17 protein-coding genes, 1 tRNA gene, 1 pseudogene and 1 riboswitch are annotated in these 17,418 nt (G+C 45.2%); of the genes and pseudogenes, 17 read left to right on the top strand and 2 right to left on the bottom strand.

Annotated elements, in window-relative coordinates:
- The 4 genes and pseudogenes from KH180_RS15335 to KH180_RS15320 all read left to right on the top strand — a co-directional run.
- Positions 1–199 (top strand): annotated as a pseudogene (locus KH180_RS15335) (sugar phosphate isomerase/epimerase); the annotation flags it as partial.
- Between the two features lie 15 nt (positions 200–214).
- A complete protein-coding gene (locus KH180_RS15330) occupies positions 215–568 on the top strand; it encodes a PTS glucitol/sorbitol transporter subunit IIA (protein ID WP_290761853.1) in 354 nt (117 codons plus the stop codon).
- A 304-nt stretch (positions 569–872) separates the two neighbouring features.
- Complete coding sequence (locus tag KH180_RS15325; protein ID WP_290761852.1) at positions 873–1,439, top strand: SOS response-associated peptidase; 567 nt, start codon at positions 873–875, stop codon at positions 1,437–1,439.
- Positions 1,440–1,546: 107 nt separating this feature from the next.
- Positions 1,547–2,002, top strand: a complete 456-nt coding sequence (locus tag KH180_RS15320) for a helix-turn-helix transcriptional regulator (protein WP_330624596.1) — start codon at positions 1,547–1,549, stop codon at positions 2,000–2,002.
- Between the two features lie 62 nt (positions 2,003–2,064).
- Here the strand turns inward: KH180_RS15320 and KH180_RS15315 are convergent.
- Positions 2,065–2,149, bottom strand: a tRNA-Leu gene (locus KH180_RS15315).
- 147 nt (positions 2,150–2,296) lie between these two features.
- Here KH180_RS15315 and KH180_RS15310 point away from each other — a divergent pair.
- From KH180_RS15310 to KH180_RS15280, 7 genes are read left to right on the top strand one after another with little or no spacing between them, the layout of a single operon-like run.
- On the top strand, positions 2,297–3,199 hold the full coding sequence (locus KH180_RS15310; RefSeq protein WP_290761850.1) for a deoxyribonuclease IV: 903 nt from the start codon (positions 2,297–2,299) through the stop codon (positions 3,197–3,199).
- A 3-nt stretch (positions 3,200–3,202) separates the two neighbouring features.
- Positions 3,203–3,883 carry an MBL fold metallo-hydrolase gene (locus KH180_RS15305; protein WP_290761848.1) on the top strand — a complete coding sequence of 227 codons (681 nt, stop codon included), beginning with the start codon at positions 3,203–3,205 and terminating at the stop codon, positions 3,881–3,883.
- Positions 3,880–4,116: a DUF3343 domain-containing protein gene (locus tag KH180_RS15300; RefSeq protein WP_290761845.1), complete on the top strand. Its 237-nt coding sequence runs from the start codon at positions 3,880–3,882 to the stop codon at positions 4,114–4,116. Before KH180_RS15305 ends, KH180_RS15300 begins: the two co-directional genes overlap by 4 nt.
- 8 nt (positions 4,117–4,124) lie before the next feature.
- Complete coding sequence (selD, locus tag KH180_RS15295; RefSeq protein WP_330624595.1) at positions 4,125–5,168, top strand: selenide, water dikinase SelD; 1,044 nt, start codon at positions 4,125–4,127, stop codon at positions 5,166–5,168.
- Position 5,169: 1 nt separating this feature from the next.
- The gene (yedF, locus tag KH180_RS15290) at positions 5,170–5,790 is read left to right on the top strand and encodes a sulfurtransferase-like selenium metabolism protein YedF (RefSeq protein ID WP_290761842.1); all 621 of its coding nucleotides are present in this window, start codon (positions 5,170–5,172) and stop codon (positions 5,788–5,790) included.
- A 19-nt stretch (positions 5,791–5,809) separates the two neighbouring features.
- Positions 5,810–6,946: an aminotransferase class V-fold PLP-dependent enzyme gene (locus KH180_RS15285; protein ID WP_290761839.1), complete on the top strand. Its 1,137-nt coding sequence runs from the start codon at positions 5,810–5,812 to the stop codon at positions 6,944–6,946.
- Between the two features lie 12 nt (positions 6,947–6,958).
- The gene (locus KH180_RS15280) at positions 6,959–8,140 is read left to right on the top strand and encodes a metallophosphoesterase (RefSeq protein ID WP_290761837.1); all 1,182 of its coding nucleotides are present in this window, start codon (positions 6,959–6,961) and stop codon (positions 8,138–8,140) included.
- On the opposite strand, the gene KH180_RS15275 is transcribed toward KH180_RS15280, so the two are convergent.
- Positions 8,099–8,626: a DNA-deoxyinosine glycosylase gene (locus tag KH180_RS15275; protein ID WP_290761834.1), complete on the bottom strand. Its 528-nt coding sequence runs from the start codon at positions 8,624–8,626 to the stop codon at positions 8,099–8,101. The two genes, KH180_RS15280 and KH180_RS15275, sit on opposite strands and share 42 nt — an antisense overlap.
- A 121-nt stretch (positions 8,627–8,747) precedes the next feature.
- Positions 8,748–8,841: riboswitch (glycine riboswitch) on the top strand.
- A 184-nt stretch (positions 8,842–9,025) separates the two neighbouring features.
- Here KH180_RS15275 and KH180_RS15270 point away from each other — a divergent pair.
- From KH180_RS15270 to KH180_RS15245, 6 genes are all read left to right on the top strand, one after another.
- Positions 9,026–10,477 carry an alanine/glycine:cation symporter family protein gene (locus KH180_RS15270; protein ID WP_290761831.1) on the top strand — a complete coding sequence of 484 codons (1,452 nt, stop codon included), beginning with the start codon at positions 9,026–9,028 and terminating at the stop codon, positions 10,475–10,477.
- Positions 10,478–10,668: 191 nt separating this feature from the next.
- Positions 10,669–11,544 (top strand): pyridoxal 5'-phosphate synthase lyase subunit PdxS, encoded by an 876-nt coding sequence (gene pdxS, locus KH180_RS15265; protein WP_290761828.1) that lies wholly within the window; start codon positions 10,669–10,671, stop codon positions 11,542–11,544.
- Complete coding sequence (pdxT, locus tag KH180_RS15260; protein WP_290761855.1) at positions 11,544–12,113, top strand: pyridoxal 5'-phosphate synthase glutaminase subunit PdxT; 570 nt, start codon at positions 11,544–11,546, stop codon at positions 12,111–12,113. Before pdxS ends, pdxT begins: the two co-directional genes overlap by 1 nt.
- Before the next feature lie 66 nt (positions 12,114–12,179).
- Complete coding sequence (locus KH180_RS15255) at positions 12,180–12,740, top strand: Maf family protein (protein ID WP_290761826.1); 561 nt, start codon at positions 12,180–12,182, stop codon at positions 12,738–12,740.
- A gap of 118 nt (positions 12,741–12,858) precedes the next feature.
- Positions 12,859–14,310, top strand: a complete 1,452-nt coding sequence (locus tag KH180_RS15250; protein WP_290761823.1) for an extracellular solute-binding protein — start codon at positions 12,859–12,861, stop codon at positions 14,308–14,310.
- 46 nt (positions 14,311–14,356) lie between these two features.
- Entirely contained in the window at positions 14,357–17,326 is a 2,970-nt protein-coding gene (locus KH180_RS15245) for a bifunctional diguanylate cyclase/phosphodiesterase (RefSeq protein WP_290761821.1), read from the top strand.
- The last annotated feature ends 92 nt before the right edge of the window (positions 17,327–17,418 follow it).

Here is a 17,418-nt window from a genome sequence, read left to right as displayed (position 1 = left end):
AATGGGAGAGGGAGATGTGGATTTTGAAGGAATCTTTGAGACCTTAAGAGAGATGGACTTTGCCAGCTGTCAGTTAAAAGAGAACGCACCGAAGGCCGGGGGAGACAACATCGCATGTGTATCCATGTTCGGATTCCCGGAAAAGATGGAGAAACAGGCACCGGAAGCGAGAGAACGCATTGAGCGGGAGCTTCTTTAAAGAAAGGGTGAAAATATGATCTACCATACAACAGTGAAGGCTGTAGGAAGCGATGTGTCCGCATTTGCCAAAAAAGGGTTTTTGATCACTTTCGGTGAACCGGCGCTGGTAAGTTTGAGAGATTTCTGTTATTTTGTTGAGGTTAATCCAGTGGTAAGTAAAATAATGCCGGGAAACAGGCTGGTCATTGACGATAAGGAATACAAGATTACAGAAGTTGGTAAAATTGCAGCTGAAAATCTTGGAAAACTGGGACATTTAACCGTGTTTTTCAGCGGTGACAGAGAATGCCTGCCGGGCAGTATTTGTGTAGAGAAAAGTGCGGTACCAGAATTAAACGCAGGCAGCCGGATATCAATCATAGAATAAAAAAGAAGAAATCTTGTCAGTATAGTATGCAGACAGGATTTCTTTTTTACTGCACAGGAAATTCCTTCAGAATCCCCTGTGCAGTAAAAAGCACTCCGTGCAGGATGCAAAGAGTGAGAGGCTGGGGAAATGAAGTGGCTCGTCCACTTTGTTCTTGCACAGGAAATTCCCTCAAAATCCATCCTTCTCCAGCTGATATTACGTCCATGTTCTCTATGGTTGGAGTGAGGCATTCTAAGAGCCGGACGGAAATCATGTAGAATATGTCATACCGTTGGTTATAATAAGCAGAAAAAGGAGTAATATGATGTGCGGACGGTATTTTATTAATGAGGAGACAATAAAAAAGGCAGAAGAGCTGGTTAAGATCATTGATTTGAGCCTTGCAGGGAGGAAAGAAATATATCCGTCCGGCCAGGCTCCGGTTATTCTGAGGTATGGGCAGGAGATGGCCGGCGAACTGTGTTACTGGGGATTTGAACGATTCGATGGAAAAGGACTGGTTATCAATGCCAGATCAGAAACGGTTCTGGAGAAAAGAATGTTTAAGAAATATGCAGAGAGCAGCCGCTGTGCTGTACCTGCCGCTGGATTTTATGAATGGGGCAGTGATAAGATAAAGTACGCTTTTTATCAGAAGCAGCCGGATATGTATATGGCCGGAATTCTGCGTGAGAGCAAAAGAGGACAGCAGTTTGTAATACTGACCGCAGAAGCCAATGAATCCGTCAAAGAGATTCATTCCAGAATGCCGTTGGTTTTGAGAAAAGACCAGGTAAAGCAGTGGGTTCTTTCGGATCATGAGTTTGAATTCCTACTGCATCAAAAGCCGGAGCAGTTGGAGCACAGCCGGGCTGATTCTGAATGTTAAGATAGCGTGCAGAATTGTAAGACAGAATTGGTGGCTTTACATTTCACCTGCGTATATACTTTATTGTGTTGAATACGTGAGCCTGAAGGGCATAAAAGGAGGAGGTAATGGAGATGAAGTTAGGAAACAGCTTATTTAATGCAAGAAAGAAAAATGGGTTGTCACAAGAAGAAGTTGCAGGGAAATTAGGGGTCAGCAGACAAACCATATCAAAATGGGAAACGGATGAGACGCTTCCTGATATCCGGCAGTCCAAAAATCTGGCAGTATTATATCATCTGTCTTTAGACGAACTGATTGAATTTGATTCGGATTTACAGGAAATAGAGCAGGTCATAGAGAATACGAGTGAAGAGATGCAGGAGAAGATTGACTGGACAAAGGTCTGGGGTAAAAAATATCCGGTCCTTACCACGTATCAGAAGGAAGTGCCGGTGAAAGATTATGCTGATAAAATAAAGGCAATGCTGGGGCGTTTAAAAAAGGAGCACGGTTATGATGACACAGATGCATTTCTCGTATTAAAAGATATCATGGCCTGTGTATGGAAACAGAAAAGTTAAAAAAATACTGCCGTACCAGCGATGTCTGATCGCCGGTACGGCAGTTCCGAAAATAAAAAGAATGCAGTCGGAGGGACTTGAACCCTCACCCAGTTAGCCCGGACTAGATCCTTAGTCTAGCGCGTATGCCAATTCCGCCACGACTGCACAACACAGTTATAATATCATGGTTTTTATGGAAATGCAAATAAATTTTTGTATTTTTTCAAGAACATAATACCTTTTACATTTAGGCTCCTATGATTTATAATAAGAGCTGCAATTTATAAAATTAAAGAAAAGGAATGAGAATAGATGTTAATAGGATCACATGTAGGGATGAAAGGAAAGGATATGTTTCTTGGGTCTGTCAAGGAAGCATTGTCCTACGGAGCAAATACATTTATGGTGTATACAGGTGCACCTCAGAATACCAGAAGAAAAGACGTAAGCGAACTGAGGATTGAAGAGGCTCAGGATTTGATGAAAGCATCTGGGATTGACACATTTGTTGTCCATGCGCCGTATATCATTAATCTGGGCAATACAGTAAAGCCGGAGACATTTGAACTGGCAGTGGAATTTCTGGCTCTGGAGATCGAACGGGCCAAAGCCATGGGAAGCAGTACCCTGGTGCTTCATCCGGGTGCCCATGTAGGGGCGGGAGAAGAAGCCGGAATTGCAAGAATCATTGAAGGCCTTAATGAGGTTCTGACAAAAGATACCCCGGTGTTTGTAGCTTTGGAGACCATGGCCGGAAAGGGCAGCGAGGTAGGAAGGAATTTTGATGAACTGAAGCGGATTTATGACGGTGTAAAGCACAGTGAAAAGCTGAGAGTATGCTTTGATACCTGTCATACAAGCGACAGCGGCTTAGATATTGTTGATGATTTTGAAGGGGTTATGGATTCTTTTGACCGGGCTGTCGGGAAGGACCAGATTGCAGTGTTTCATATCAATGACAGCAAGAACCCCAAAGGTGCGGCAAAGGACAGGCATGAGAATATCGGATTCGGCGAGATTGGATTTGAAGCGCTTAATCATATTGTTCACCACAAAGACTTTGAACAGGTTCCGAAGATCTTGGAAACACCGTATATAAAGGAAGAGGGGACGAAAAATTCTTATCCTCCATATAAATATGAAATAGAAATGCTGAAAAAAGAAGTATTTGATCCGCAGCTGAAAGAAAAGATTTTGGAGTCAGGAGGGAAATAGACAATGAAGGTTACATTTATCGAACACAGCGGTTTTTGTGTGGAACTGGAGCATACGGTTTTATTGTTTGACTACTACAAAGGAGAAATTCCGGACATGCCTGAGGACAAAGAACTGTATGTCTTTGCCTCCCACAGCCATCATGACCACTTTAACCCAAAGATTTTTGAACTGGAAAAGACCTGTAAGAAGATACATTATATCTTATCAGAAGATATCCCGGCAAAGGCTTCTGAAAAGATAACAAAGATCGGGGAACACGAGAATAAAACCATTGGCTCCATCCGGGTGGAAACTTTGAAATCCAACGATGAAGGGGTGGCTTTTCTGGTCACCGCAGAAGGAAAGACGATCTATCATGCAGGAGATTTAAACTGGTGGTACTGGAACGGAGAACCGGAGGATGACAATGAATATATGATCCGGACCTATAAAGAGGAAGTGGAGAGGCTTAAAGGCCGGGATATTGATCTGGCGTTTCTTCTGCTGGATCCAAGGCAGGAAGATAAATACTGCAAAGGGATCAATTACTTCATGGAAGAAATCCATCCAAAGGCAGTCTTTCCGATGCATGCCTTTGGTGAGTATAAAATATCCAGACATTATCTGAACTGTGATGACGGAAGAGCTTATCAGGGAATTGTCAGACAGATTACAAGAGCAGGGGAAGAGTTTACTGTATGAGAGAAAAGAGACTTCGTCTGGTAGTTGCTTTTCCAAATACGACCAGTGCCATGGCTATGGAAAAGAGCTGCAGGCAAAATGGGACAGGGGGGCGTCTGATTGCAGTGCCGCCTGAAGTCAAGGCAGGATGCGGGATGGCATGGTGTGCGGAACTGGAAGAGGAAGCTTCTGTAAAGGAAATATTAAAACACAGCCACATAGAGACCGAGGGAATCTACCGGATGCTGCTGTAAGGAGAGTTATGATGGGGAAAGAAAATATTGTATTCTGCAGAAGCGGCGGATGTACAGCAAAGCTTGGTGCCGGAATGCTGGAACATATCTTAAGTAAGATACCGAAAAAAGAGGATGACAATCTGCTGATCGGGTTTGACCATGCAGATGATGCGGCAGTTTACCGGATCAGCGAAGACCTGGCCATTGTCCAGACACTGGATTTTTTCCCGCCTATGGTGGAGGATCCTTATACATTTGGACAGATTGCGGCAGCCAACGCACTGAGTGACATTTATGCCATGGGCGGAACAGTAAAAACGGCTTTGAATATCGTATGTTTTCCGGAGCAGATGGATCTCAACATTCTGGGTGAAATTCTTCTGGGAGGAAACTCCAAAGTAACTGAGGCCGGAGGGACACTGGCTGGAGGACACTCTATTGCCGATACAGATGTGAAGTATGGCATGTCAGTTATGGGGACCGTTCATCCGGACAAGGTTCTTGCAAACAACGGTGTCCGGGATGGAGATGTTCTTTTGCTGACCAAGCCTTTGGGTGTGGGTATTGTGCTGGCGGCCAGTCAGATGAAAGATGCATCCGGGGAGGCTTACTCCCAGGCTGTCCGTTCGATGACCACGTTAAATAAATATGCGGCGGAAGTTCTGTCCGGATATGAGGTTCACGGCTGTACCGATGTGACCGGGTTTGGATTCTTAAAGCATCTGTCGGAGATGCTGGGGGAGGATCATTCTGCAGAGATTGATTCGGATGCAGTTCCTTTTATAGAGGACGCAGACCGTTATGCAGAGGAATTTTATCTGACAGCGGCCGGCCAGAGAAACCGGAATGCGGTTGGCAGTGACGTTGAATTTTTGAATGTGCCTTTTTGGATGGAAGAGATTCTATTTGATCCTCAGACTTCAGGAGGACTTTTGGCAGGGGTAAGGCCGGAGGATGCCCAAAGTATCATGAAGGAGCTCAACGAGCTGGAACTTCCGTGTGCCATTGTGGGCAGGATTACAAAACGCAGCGGTAAAAAGATAACTGTGAGCTGGACGAAAGGAGCATAAGATGGAACAGAGGATTGATGCAGTGGGAAAACAGTGCCCGATGCCGGTGATCCTGGCAAAAAAGGCATTGGAGGATGCGCCGGAAGGCAGTGCAGTGATTATAACAGTAGACAATGATATTGCGGTGCAGAATCTTGGGAAGCTGGCAGCGCAGAAAGGATATGGTTTTTTATCCAGAGAGACAGAAAATAATCTCTTTGAGGTGAAAATGACAGCAGGAGAGAAAAAAGAAGAACAGCCGGCTGGGAATCCCCAGAAAAAAACTGTGGAAAGACCGGAAGAGTCTTCAGGCGCTGTTGTAGTTTTTTCCTCTGATAAAATGGGAGAAGGCGATGAAGTCCTTGGAAGAATGCTGATGAAGGGTTTTGTTTTTGCGCTGACTCAGCTGGATCAGAGGCCGGATAAGATTGTCCTGTTCAATAACGGAGCAAAGCTTTCCTGCCAGGGCGCGGATACTTTAAATGACTTAAAAACGCTGGAGGGCGCGGGGACAGAGATCTTTACCTGCGGAACCTGTCTGAATCATTACGGGCTGGAAGAACAGCTGGCCGTCGGAGAAGTGACCAACATGTACATGATTGCAGAGATAATGATGCAGGCAGAAAAGATCATTAAGCCTTAGATCGTTTTGGGAGGTAATTATGATTTATTTTGACAGTGCGGCTACCAGTTATTACCGTCCGGATTCTGTGGCTCTTGCGGTGGCAGACGCTGTCCGGCATATGGGCAACAGTTCCAGAGGGATGCATGACGCCGCTCTGGATGCTTCCAGAACAATATTTGAAGTGAGGGAAAAGCTGGGGGAAATGTTCGGCTGCGGACCTTCTCAGATCGCTTTTTCTTCCAATGTTACGGAGAGTCTGAATACAGCTGTCTGCGGACTGCTCTCTCCCGGGGATCATGTGGTAACTACGGTGCTGGAGCACAACAGTGTCCTGAGGCCTTTATACCGGATGGAACAGCAGGGAGTTGAGCTTTCCATTGCAGAGTGTGATGCATTCGGCGTGATCAGGCCGGAACATATCAAAGAGCTGTTCCGGCCAAATACGAGAGCGGTTGTCTGCACCCATGCATCCAATCTGACCGGAAATCTGACGGATATCCGCAGGATCGGAAAGGCTGCCCATGAGCGGGGAATACTGATGATTGTGGACGGAGCACAGACAGCAGGTATCTTTCCTGTGGATCTTTTGAAGGACCATGTGGATGTCTTCTGCTTTACCGGCCACAAAAGCCTGCTGGGCCCTCAGGGGACCGGAGGCATGGCAGTGCGCCGGGGACTTGCCGTGAATCCTTTGAAAGTTGGAGGAAGCGGCATGAGAACCTTTGAAAAAGAACAGCCCGGACAGATGCCGGAGGTTTTAGAAGCCGGGACTTTAAACGGCCATGGGATTGCAGGTCTGGGGGCAGGCATCGATTACATTAACCGTCAGGGTATGGATCATCTGAGAGAGAAAGAGCTTCGCCTGGCCGGAATGTTTTATGAGGAAGTTGTCCGGATCCCGGGAGTAGCTGTATATGGAAGTTTTGCCAAAGAGCAGAGAGCGCCGATCGTGAGCCTGAATATAAGAGATATACCTTCGGGGGAAGTGAGCAGCTGTCTGATGGAAGAGTATGGAATCTGCACCCGGTCAGGAGGACACTGTGCTCCTTTGATGCATAAAGCCTTTGGCACAGAAGAACAGGGCATGGTACGGTTTAGTTTTTCCAGCTTTAATACAGAAGAACAGACTGAGCAGGCAGTGAAGTCAGTAAAGGAAATTGCGGAAGAAAGTTGAGGGTGATGGCATATGCTGGCAGTGATATTGGCGCCGTTTTATTTATTGCTGAACTATTATTTTAATAAAAGAAGTCTTGCCTGGCTTAAAGTATATGCCAGGCCATTCAAACTGCGGAAAGTCCGTTTTGCATATGAGGTTACATACTGGACTGCGGCTACTTCTCTGCTGACAGCATTTTTGCTGCCCCAGTCCCAGCTCCAGAGGGTTTTTAAAATAGTCAGCAATTATTGGATTGGGATTTTCTTTTGTGCAGTTTCTCTCACTGCTGCTGCGGACTTGGTCGGACTTCTCTGTGTAAAAAAAGGTGATAGAAAGAATTCAAAGATTTCCTTTGCAGCAGGTGCTGTTATTCTGGCAGCTGTTTTTGCCTTTACTGTTTATGGCAGTATCCATGCAAGGCATGTTTATACTACCAGTTATCAGGTGAAGGTGGAAAAAAGTCTTCCGGGAAAGAAGAGTCTGAAGATTGTTTTGATTGCGGATCTGCATCTGGGTTATAACAGCGGACTTGCACAAGTCCGGAAGATTGTGGAAAAAACAAATGAAGGGAAACCGGATTTAGTCTGTATCGCAGGGGATATTTTTGATAATGAATACCGGGCGGTAAAGAATCCTGAAAAGATCATCAAAGAACTGGCGAAGATAAACAGCACCTATGGGACATATGCGTGCTGGGGAAACCATGACATCAATGAAAAGATCCTCGGCGGGTTTACATTTGGCACAAAGAAGCAAAATTCTGATGACAGGCAGATGAGGGAATTTCTAACCCGTGCGGGTGTCAAGATTCTGGATGACAAAACGATCCTGATAGGGGAAAGTTTTTACCTTGCAGGAAGAAAGGACCCGTCTAAGACAAGAAAAATGGGAAGTGAACGAAAGAGCCCCAAAGAACTTCTGAAAGGCTGCGATCTGAGTAAGCCGGTCATTGTCATGGACCATGAACCGAAAGAGCTGGAGGTGCTGGCAGGGGAAGGGGCTGATCTGGACTTATCCGGACATACCCATGACGGACAAATCTTTCCCGGAAATCTGATGACAGCCCTCATGTGGGAGAATTCCTGCGGATATAAGAAGATCGGAAATATGAACTCAGTTGTTACCTCCGGTGCAGGAGTCTGGGGACCGCCGATGCGGGTGGGAACCAAATCAGAGGTCTGTGAAATTACGGTCCGTTTCACCGGGAAATAAACCTTTGCAAAGAGCCGGGCCCCATACACCGATCAGGCGTTCCAGAGACCAGGATGCATTGGCAGGGCTCGTGGAAGGCAGTTTTACAGCTTCCCGTTTTAGATTTGGTTCCATATATTTCTGAAACAGCTTGTGTGAAGTCCCGCCGTTGGTATAGATGGTGCGTATCGGTGCAACAGCGAGCAGATTGGTCAGATCGTTGGGAGTCACGTTGCGGATGGAGCTGTCGCTGGAGCCTTGGATATCACAGGATGCGATCACATCCCATACGGCGATGTGGTTAGAAAGCAGAAAAATGGTTTTTTCCTCAACTGTTGCAGGAACAGGCTGGCAGAGAGAGGCGGCAAGTACTTTCCAAAACCGGTTCTGGGGATGATGATAAAAGAACTGCCCTTCCCTTGATTTTACGGAAGGGAAACTCCCGAGAATCAGGATCTTTGATTCGTGGTTAAAAACAGGTTTGATTTCATGAATCATGTGTTCCATGTGAAAACTCCTTTTCATTTTTATTCTGAATTTATGTTAAGGTATTTTTTTCTCAGATGCAAGGCAAGAAATTCTTGCCATTGCAAAACAGCTGTGTTAATATCTTAACGTATGTACAGGCTACATGCACTCTGGAGAGTCTCAAAGAAAGAGCGCCGAAGGTGTACGACAGCGTCCGCTGTTTATCTCTCAGGCAAAAGGACAGAGCATAATAAAGATGCGGCATGCCCGATGCGTGCCTTATATGCGCTTACTCTTTCTTAGGTCAAACTTTCAGTTTGGCTTTTTTTTGTTGCATATGGAATTCTGAAGGAATTTTATATGCAACAAAAAAGCACTCCGTGCAGGATGCGCACAAATGCGCAGAGAAATTTATGAAACGAAAGAGGAGAAGAATTCATGTTATCACAATTAAACGATTTTATTATCTGGTTTGACGATGTGGTGTGGGGGATCCCGCTGATCGTACTGATCTTAGCTGTAGGAATCTATCTTACCGTTAGGCTGGGGCTTTTACAGATCAGGCATCTGCCGAAAGCATTAAAATATATGGTGAAAAATGAAGACGGGGGTTCCGGGGAAGTAACCAGCTTCGGGGCACTTTGTACAGCGCTTTCTGCTACCATCGGAACCGGAAATATTGTCGGGGTGGCAACGGCGCTCTGTGCAGGAGGACCGGGAGCTTTGTTCTGGATGATTCTGGCTGCGTTTTTTGGCATGGCAACGAAATATGCGGAGGGACTTTTAGCTATTAAATACCGTACCATCGATGAAAAAGGCCATGTTCTGGGAGGACCTTTTTATTACATAGAAAACGGAATGGGACGCCGCTGGAGGCCGCTGGCTAAGATCTTTGCATTTTTTGGCGCAGGGGTCGGTTTATTCGGAATCGGTACCTTTACCCAGGTAAATGGTATCTCCGGTGCAGTGAAAAACTTTTTTGATCCGGACAATGTCCATATGATTCATCTGTTCGGCAAGGATTATTCCTATATGGTTCTGGTTGCCAGCGTGATTATCACTGTCTGTGTGGCAGCAGTTGTCTTAGGGGGAATTAAAAGAATCGCGGCAGTTTCCCAGGTTGTAGTGCCTTTTATGGCAGTTGCCTACGTACTGGCTGCCCTGAGTGTTATTATTTTCAACATACAGGCGGTGCCGGCGGCTGTAGTGCTTGTGGTAAAAAGTGCGTTTGGGGTAAAGGCAATGGCAGGAGGAGCTTTGGGGACTATGCTGGCTGCCATGCAGTCCGGTATTGCCCGGGGTATTTTTTCCAATGAGGCAGGTCTGGGAAGTGCCCCGATTGCAGCGGCAGCTGCCCAGACAAAAGAACCGGTGCGCCAGGGTCTGGTTTCCATGACCGGTACTTTTATTGATACTATTGTGATCTGTACGATGACAGGCCTCAGTATTGTTATTTCCGGCACGTGGAATGCAGGCCTGGAGGGTGTTGCGGTGACTACAAAAGCATTCCAGATGGGAATGCCGTTTCCTCCAATTGTGCCGTCCTTTATTTTAATGCTTTGTCTGGTATTCTTTGCGTTTACAACGATTCTTGGGTGGAATTATTATGGAGAACGTTGTCTAGAATATCTCACCAACGGGAAAATGAAGATTGTATTGGGATACCGGTATTTGTATATCCTGGCCGTCTTTATCGGTCCGTTTATGACGGTGGAAGCGGTTTGGAAGATTGCAGATATTTTCAATGCGCTGATGGCTCTTCCGAACCTGATCGCACTGGCGGCGCTAAGTCCGGTAGTGATAGCAGAGACAAAAGCCTACTTTGCCAAACTGAAATATGAGAAAGAAAATGGTGTGTCTGGTGCAGAATGTGAACAGGCAGCAGAGTAAAATAGTTATATATATGAAAAAGATAAGAAAATCTCCGGTTACCGGAGATTTTTTTTGTTTTGCCAAAACAGATCTGGCACTAATAAAATATTAAAAACTGGATGTTTTGACAATGCCAATAAAATGTATAATGAATTACTATATCAGGCTGATACAAGAACTTATATTACATAAATTTGGAGGAAACAGCAATGAATCATGAACGTTACCAGTTAAATAAACAGTTGGCTCAGATGTTAAAGGGAGGCGTCATCATGGATGTGACCACTCCGGATCAGGCGAAGACGGCGGAGGAAGCCGGTGCATGCGCTGTCATGGCTTTGGAACGGATACCTGCGGATATCCGTGCAGCAGGAGGTGTATCCAGAATGAGTGACCCGGAGATGATCCGGGGAATTCAGGAGGCAGTGTCTATTCCCGTCATGGCAAAAGTAAGGATCGGACATTTTGCAGAAGCACAAATACTGGAGGCCATAGAGATTGACTATATTGACGAGAGTGAAGTGCTCTCGCCTGCAGATGATGTATACCACATAGATAAAACAAAGTTTAAAGTACCGTTTGTCTGCGGGGCAAAAGATCTTTCAGAAGCACTGCGCAGGATCAATGAGGGAGCATCCATGATACGGACAAAAGGAGAGCCCGGCACCGGAGATATCGTTCAGGCTGTGCGCCATATGAGAATGATGAACCGGGATATCAGAAGAATTGCATCCATGCCGGAGGATGAACTGTTTGATGAGGCAAAAAAGCTGGGAGTGCCGTATGAACTGGTATTAAAAGTGCACAGAGACGGAAGACTTCCTGTGGTGAACTTTGCAGCGGGAGGCGTGGCAACCCCGGCGGACGCTGCTTTGATGATGCAGCTGGGAGCAGAAGGAGTTTTTGTAGGTTCCGGTATTTTTAAATCGGGTGATCCACAGAAACGTGCCCGGGCCATAGTAAAGGCTGTGACTAATTTTCAGGATCCGGACTTGCTGGCTGAGCTTTCTTCCGGCCTCGGAGAAGCCATGGTGGGCATCAATGAGGATGAGATACAGCTGCTGATGGCAGAAAGAGGGAAATGATGCGGATCGGAGTACTTGCTTTGCAGGGTGCATTTGCAGAGCACCGGGAAAAGATAGAAGCGCTGGGAGCAGAAAGCTTTGAGATCCGCTCCGGAAAAGATCTGCACAGACAGATGGACGGAATGATCCTGCCCGGAGGAGAGAGCACAGTCATGGGAAAGCTTCTTTCAGAACTGGATATGACGGAACCGCTGAAAGACATGATTGCTGGAGGACTGCCTGCATTCGGCACCTGTGCCGGGCTGATCCTTATGGCACAAAAAGTCATGGGGCAGGAAACACCTCATCTGGGGACTATGAATATCACGGCCAGAAGGAACGCATACGGCCGTCAGCTTGGAAGCTTCTGTACGAAAGAGAATTTTGGAGAAAAGAAAGAAGTGCCTATGACATTTATCCGTGCGCCCTATATTCAAACGGCCGGAGAAGGTGTGAGCATCCTTTCTTCTGTCAATGGACACATTGTGGCAGCCAGGCAGGGAAATCAGCTTGTGACGGCCTTTCACCCTGAACTGGATGATGACAATACAGTCCATCAATATTTTCTTAATATGGCAGAGAGAACCTGAAAGTCGACAAACAGTTTCCGCTGAATTATAATACTTTTATCTATAATTCAAAAGAAGGAGAAGAAAATGAAAACATTGATATTGGCATCAGGTTCTCCGAGACGCAGGGAAATATGGCAGCAGGTAGGGCTGGAATTCTCAGTGATCCCGAGCAGAAAAGAAGAAGTGATTACAAAGCAGGATCCGAAAGAGGCAGTAATGGAACTGGCACTTTTGAAAGCGGAAGATATTGCAGGCCAGACAGACAGCGGCTGTTTGGTGACAGGGGCAGACACTGTGGTGGTCAAGGACGGAAAGATTCTCGGAAAGCCAAAAGATGAGGAAGATGCTGCCCGGATGCTCCGGATGCTGAGCGGCGGCAGGCATCAGGTGTGTACTGGAGTTGCCTGTATCTTAAACGGGCAGAAAAAGGTTTTCTGCCAGGAGACCTCTGTACAGTTTTATCCCCTTTCAGAGGATGAGATCAAAGAGTATATCAAAACAGGAGAACCGATGGATAAGGCAGGGGCCTATGGGATACAGGGAAAGGCAGCTGGTTTTATCCGGGGCATCGAAGGAGATTACTATAATGTAGTAGGATTTCCCATTGCCAGATTCCTTCAAGAGTTAAAGAATTGGGATATTTAGACGGGCAGCCAGACCAAAAAGTTTGGCTGCCAATTTTTTTGATGTTTTCGGTTAAATATGGTATTCTTATATTATATTTTTACAGGAGCTGATAATAATTTTTTTAGGGGGAAATGTTATGAAAAAAATAGCGGTTTATTTTCTTGCCTGTCTGATGGCAGTTTCGCTGCTGGCAGGATGCGGGGCAAAAAAGGAAGAGGCAAAGACGGTGGAACTGGATAAGGACAGTCCAACAGTTATTTCTGTCTGGCATTATTACAATGGAGCACAGCAGGAAGCATTTGAAAAGCTGGTAGCACAGTTTAATAATTCGGAAGGCAAGGATCAGGGTATATATGTAGAGACTTATGCCCAGGGGAATGTTTACGACCTGGAAAAAACCGTGCTTAATTCTGCTAACAAAAAAGCAGGTGCAAGCGAAATGCCGAATATTTTTGCGGCATATGCAGACACAGCATATCAGGTAAATAAACTTGGTCTGGTTGCAGATTTAAACGAATACCTCACAAAGTCTGAGATCGGCGAATATGTAGACAACTACATTGAAGAAGGAGAACTCTCTAAAAAAGGAGAATTAAAGATATTCCCTGTGGCAAAAGCTACGGAGGTTCTTGCGGTAAACCAGACAGACTGGGATAAATTTGCCAAGGCAACCGGTGCCAAGATTTCTGATTTGAGTACCATTGAAGGCCTGGCAGATACTGCCGAAAAGTATTATAAATGGACGGACAAGGCAACGAAAGAGCCCAATGACGGAAAAGCTTTTTACGGAAGAGATGCCATGGCCAATTATTTCTTTGTGGGTGCCAAGCAGCAGGGTGTGGATCTTTTGACGATCAAAGATGGAAAGTGCACCATTAATTTTGATAAAAAAGCCGTAAGAAAACTATGGGATAATTACTATGTACCGTACATCAAAGGATATTTTACTGCCAGCGGCAGGTACAGAAGTGATGACATGAAGATGGGCAGCTTGATTGCATTTACCGGATCCAGTTCAGGAGCGGCATACTATCCGAAAGCTGTCACAGTAAATGATAAGAAAAATTATAAAATCCAGGTTAAATCCTATGAAGTTCCGAAGTTTGCAGATGGTGAGGATTATGCAGTACAGCAGGGTGCAGGCATGGTTGTAACCAAATCCTCAGACAAAGAGGTATATGCATCGGTTCAGTTCCTGAAATGGTTTACAGAGTCAAAGCGTAACTTTGAGTTTGCAGCTTCCTCCAGCTATTTGCCGGTGAAGAAAGAGGCCAACAAAGAAAAGGCTGTAGAGGATGCAATGAAAGATGAAAAAAATGAAGACATCAAAGATACGGTCAAGACGGCAGTCAATACGGTTAACAGCAATAAAATGTATACACCTAAGGCGGCAAAGAACGGAAGCCAGATCAGAAACATTTTAGAATATTGTTTGTCAGACAAAGCGGATCAGGACAGAAAGGCTGTGGAAAAAGCCATAAAGAACGGTATGTCCTATGATGCGGCCGTGGCAAAATATAATACGGACAAGAATTTTGATCAGTGGTACGAAAAAACATTGAAGGAATTAAAAGCGTTGGAAGGCTAACGAGGTTTAGGTTCAGGGTATGAGATGGTTAAGGCAAAATTCAATTTTGAAAAGAATATTGGTACCTCTGCTGCTATTGGTCATTCTCCAGGTGGCGGTCCTTACGGGGCTTTTATTTGGGGGCGGAGTAATGAAGCGGCTGAATCAAAATTCTGTAGACATCATCAATGAACGCGTCATCAACCGGAAAAATTACATTGAGGACGAGATGCTTAAGAGGTGGTCTAACCTGGATTCTGCCCTGGAATCGGTCAATCAGTCAGCCCAAAAGCTGAAGAAGGAGGACCCGGAAGGGTTCCGAAAGATTCAAAGCAACAGTTCAGCATCTATCAAACTGCTGGATAAAAGTACAGAAGAGCTGATTGCATTGATAAGACAGAATATGGTGACGGGTGCATTTATAGTGCTGAATACGGATGACCTGTCAGCAGATAAAAAGGCAGGAAAATACAAAAACAAACCGGGGATTTGTATCAGGGACTATGATCCTGTGGCAGCCCCTTCAGAAAACAATACGGATCTTCTGGCAGAGAGGATGCCCTCAGAGCTGGTCAGGAAATGGAAAATCGGAATGGATACCGGATGGAATTCAGGATTTGGATTCGGGGATTCCCAGACATCTTATTATTCCTTTTTATATGAACCATATATGGCAGCAAAAGAGAATCCGGATCTTAAGACATCAGATTTAGGGTACTGGAGTCCTTCCTATACACTGAAGGACAATACATCAGAGGTTATCTCCTATTCTGTTCCGCTCAGGCTTGAGGACGGCACCGTCTATGGAGTGCTGGGAGTTGAATTATCTACAGATTATCTTAAAAAGCTGATTTCTTTTAATGAACTCAGCGAAAATAAAACAAGTGCTTATATTCTGGGAGTACAGGAAGGCAAGAAAACCGATCCGTTTCAGAATGCCATGGTCAGCGGCCCGGCGTACAGCATGTATATGAAGCAGAGCAAATCAATGCGCCTGAATGCGTCAGAAGATTACAACAATGCCTATACTATAGGCGGGCAGGACTCTGATATACTTTGCAGCGATATACATTATCTGAAACTGTATAACACCAATACACCGTTTGCAGATTATAAGTGGGCGCTGATTGGTGTTGTCCCAACGGACCAGCTGTTTGCATTTTCCAATAAGTTCAGCAGGACGCTTGTGATTGTGGTAGCAGCCCTGTTTATTGTCAGTGTCATCGGTGTGCTGGTGGTCAGCATCCTGATTACACGGCCGGTGATCAGTCTGGCTTCTGATGTAAAAAATAGTGACCCGAACCGCCCTATTGTTCTCAGCAAGACGGGAATTAATGAACTGGATGAGCTGGGAGGCTCTTTTGAGAAACTGAGCTCGGCTGTATTTGAATCAGCCAGAAAGTTTGCGCAGATCCTGCGGATGGCAAGTATTAAGATCGGCGGTTTTGAGATTGATAAAAAGGAAAACAGATTTTTTATGACGGAAGACTTTTTCAGCGTTTTCCACTGTGATAAAAAATGGGATAACATGTCCACGGAAGAATTTTCAGAAAGCATGCATCAGTTTGCCCCTTACGTCAGCAGGGTGAATGAACAGGATCATATTTATATCTTTGAGATACCGACAGAAAAGGATCCGGTATGGATCCGCCTGAGCATTCAGTTTGAAGATGATAAGATTGTGGGACTGGCAGAGGACATAACAAAAGAGACTCTGGAACTGAAAAAGATGGAGTATGAAAGGGATTATGATCTTCTTACGAATATTTTGAACAGGAGGGCGTTTAACGCAAGACTTGACCAATTGTTCCATGAGGGAGAGGGAGTCCTCAAAAAAGCAGCATTGATGATGATTGACCTGGATAACTTAAAGTTCCTCAACGATACATACGGACATGATTTCGGAGACAAGTATATTCAAAAGACAGCCGCAGGTCTTAAAAATTATTCTCCCGAAAGTTCTGTGGTTGCAAGAATGTCAGGGGATGAATTTTTCGTCTTTTTCTACGGATATGATACAAAGGATGAGATACGCAGGGAAATAAAGCAGTGCTGGTCCAGAATGGATGAAGAGTATTTGGAACTGCCGAATAAGCAGAAGTTCCGTCTGAGGATGTCCGGTGGTATTGCATGGTATCCGGACAATACTACCGATTACACAATGCTTATAAAGTATGCGGATTTCGCTATGTATAAGGTAAAGAAAAGAGGAAAAGGAAGATACGGAGAGTTTGACAGCGAGAGCTATGTTGAGGATGCATACCTGCTCCAAAATAAAGAAGAGCTGAACCATCTTATAGAGGAAGAACTGATCGAGTATTATTTCCAGCCGATTATTGACGTGGCAACCGGAGAGACATTTGCATTCGAGGCGTTGATGCGGTCAAGGCTGGATTCCATTCCGACTGTTTATGAGATTCTTTCTCTGGCAAAGCAGGAATCAAAGCTTTATGAGATAGAACGCCTGACATGGTTTAAGTCAATGGAATCTTTTGTGGAACTGATGCACAGCAATGCTGTGAAAAAAGGAACCAGAATCTTCATCAACTCTATTCCAAACCAGGATTTAGATGAAAAGGATGTGGAGTGGTTTGAATTCCAGTACGGGGAATATCTGGATCTGATTGTACAGGAAATTACGGAGGAAGAACGCGGCAACCGGAGAATGCAGGCAAAGAAGGAAGAACGTATGCGCCGGTGGGGAGGCAGTATTGCCATTGATGATTATGGAAGCGGGTATAACAATGAACATCTGCTTCTCAGCGTATCAGCGCAGTATCTGAAGATCGACATGAAAATTATCCGGGATATCCACATTGATCACAATAAGCAGCAGATTGTCAAAAATATTATTTATTACGCACATGAACGGCAGATTAAGATCATTGCAGAAGGGGTGGAAACCTACGAAGAGATGCAGACAGTCGTCAGGCTGGGTGCAGATTATATTCAGGGCTATTACTTTGCAAAACCGAGTCTGCTGATTCAGGATATTGATGAGCAGAAAAAGAAAAAGCTGCTGGAACTGCGCAGGTAAGTTTTCAAGAAATCAAAAAACTTCGGTTGCGGCTGTGTATAAGCCGGGACCGAAGTTTTTTATTTTAAAAGACCGTATGACCGGCCGATGAT

This window comes from Anaerostipes sp., from assembly GCF_018381315.1.
Classification (GTDB): domain Bacteria; phylum Bacillota; class Clostridia; order Lachnospirales; family Lachnospiraceae; genus Anaerostipes.
This window is presented reverse-complemented; position numbering and strand designations above follow the sequence as displayed.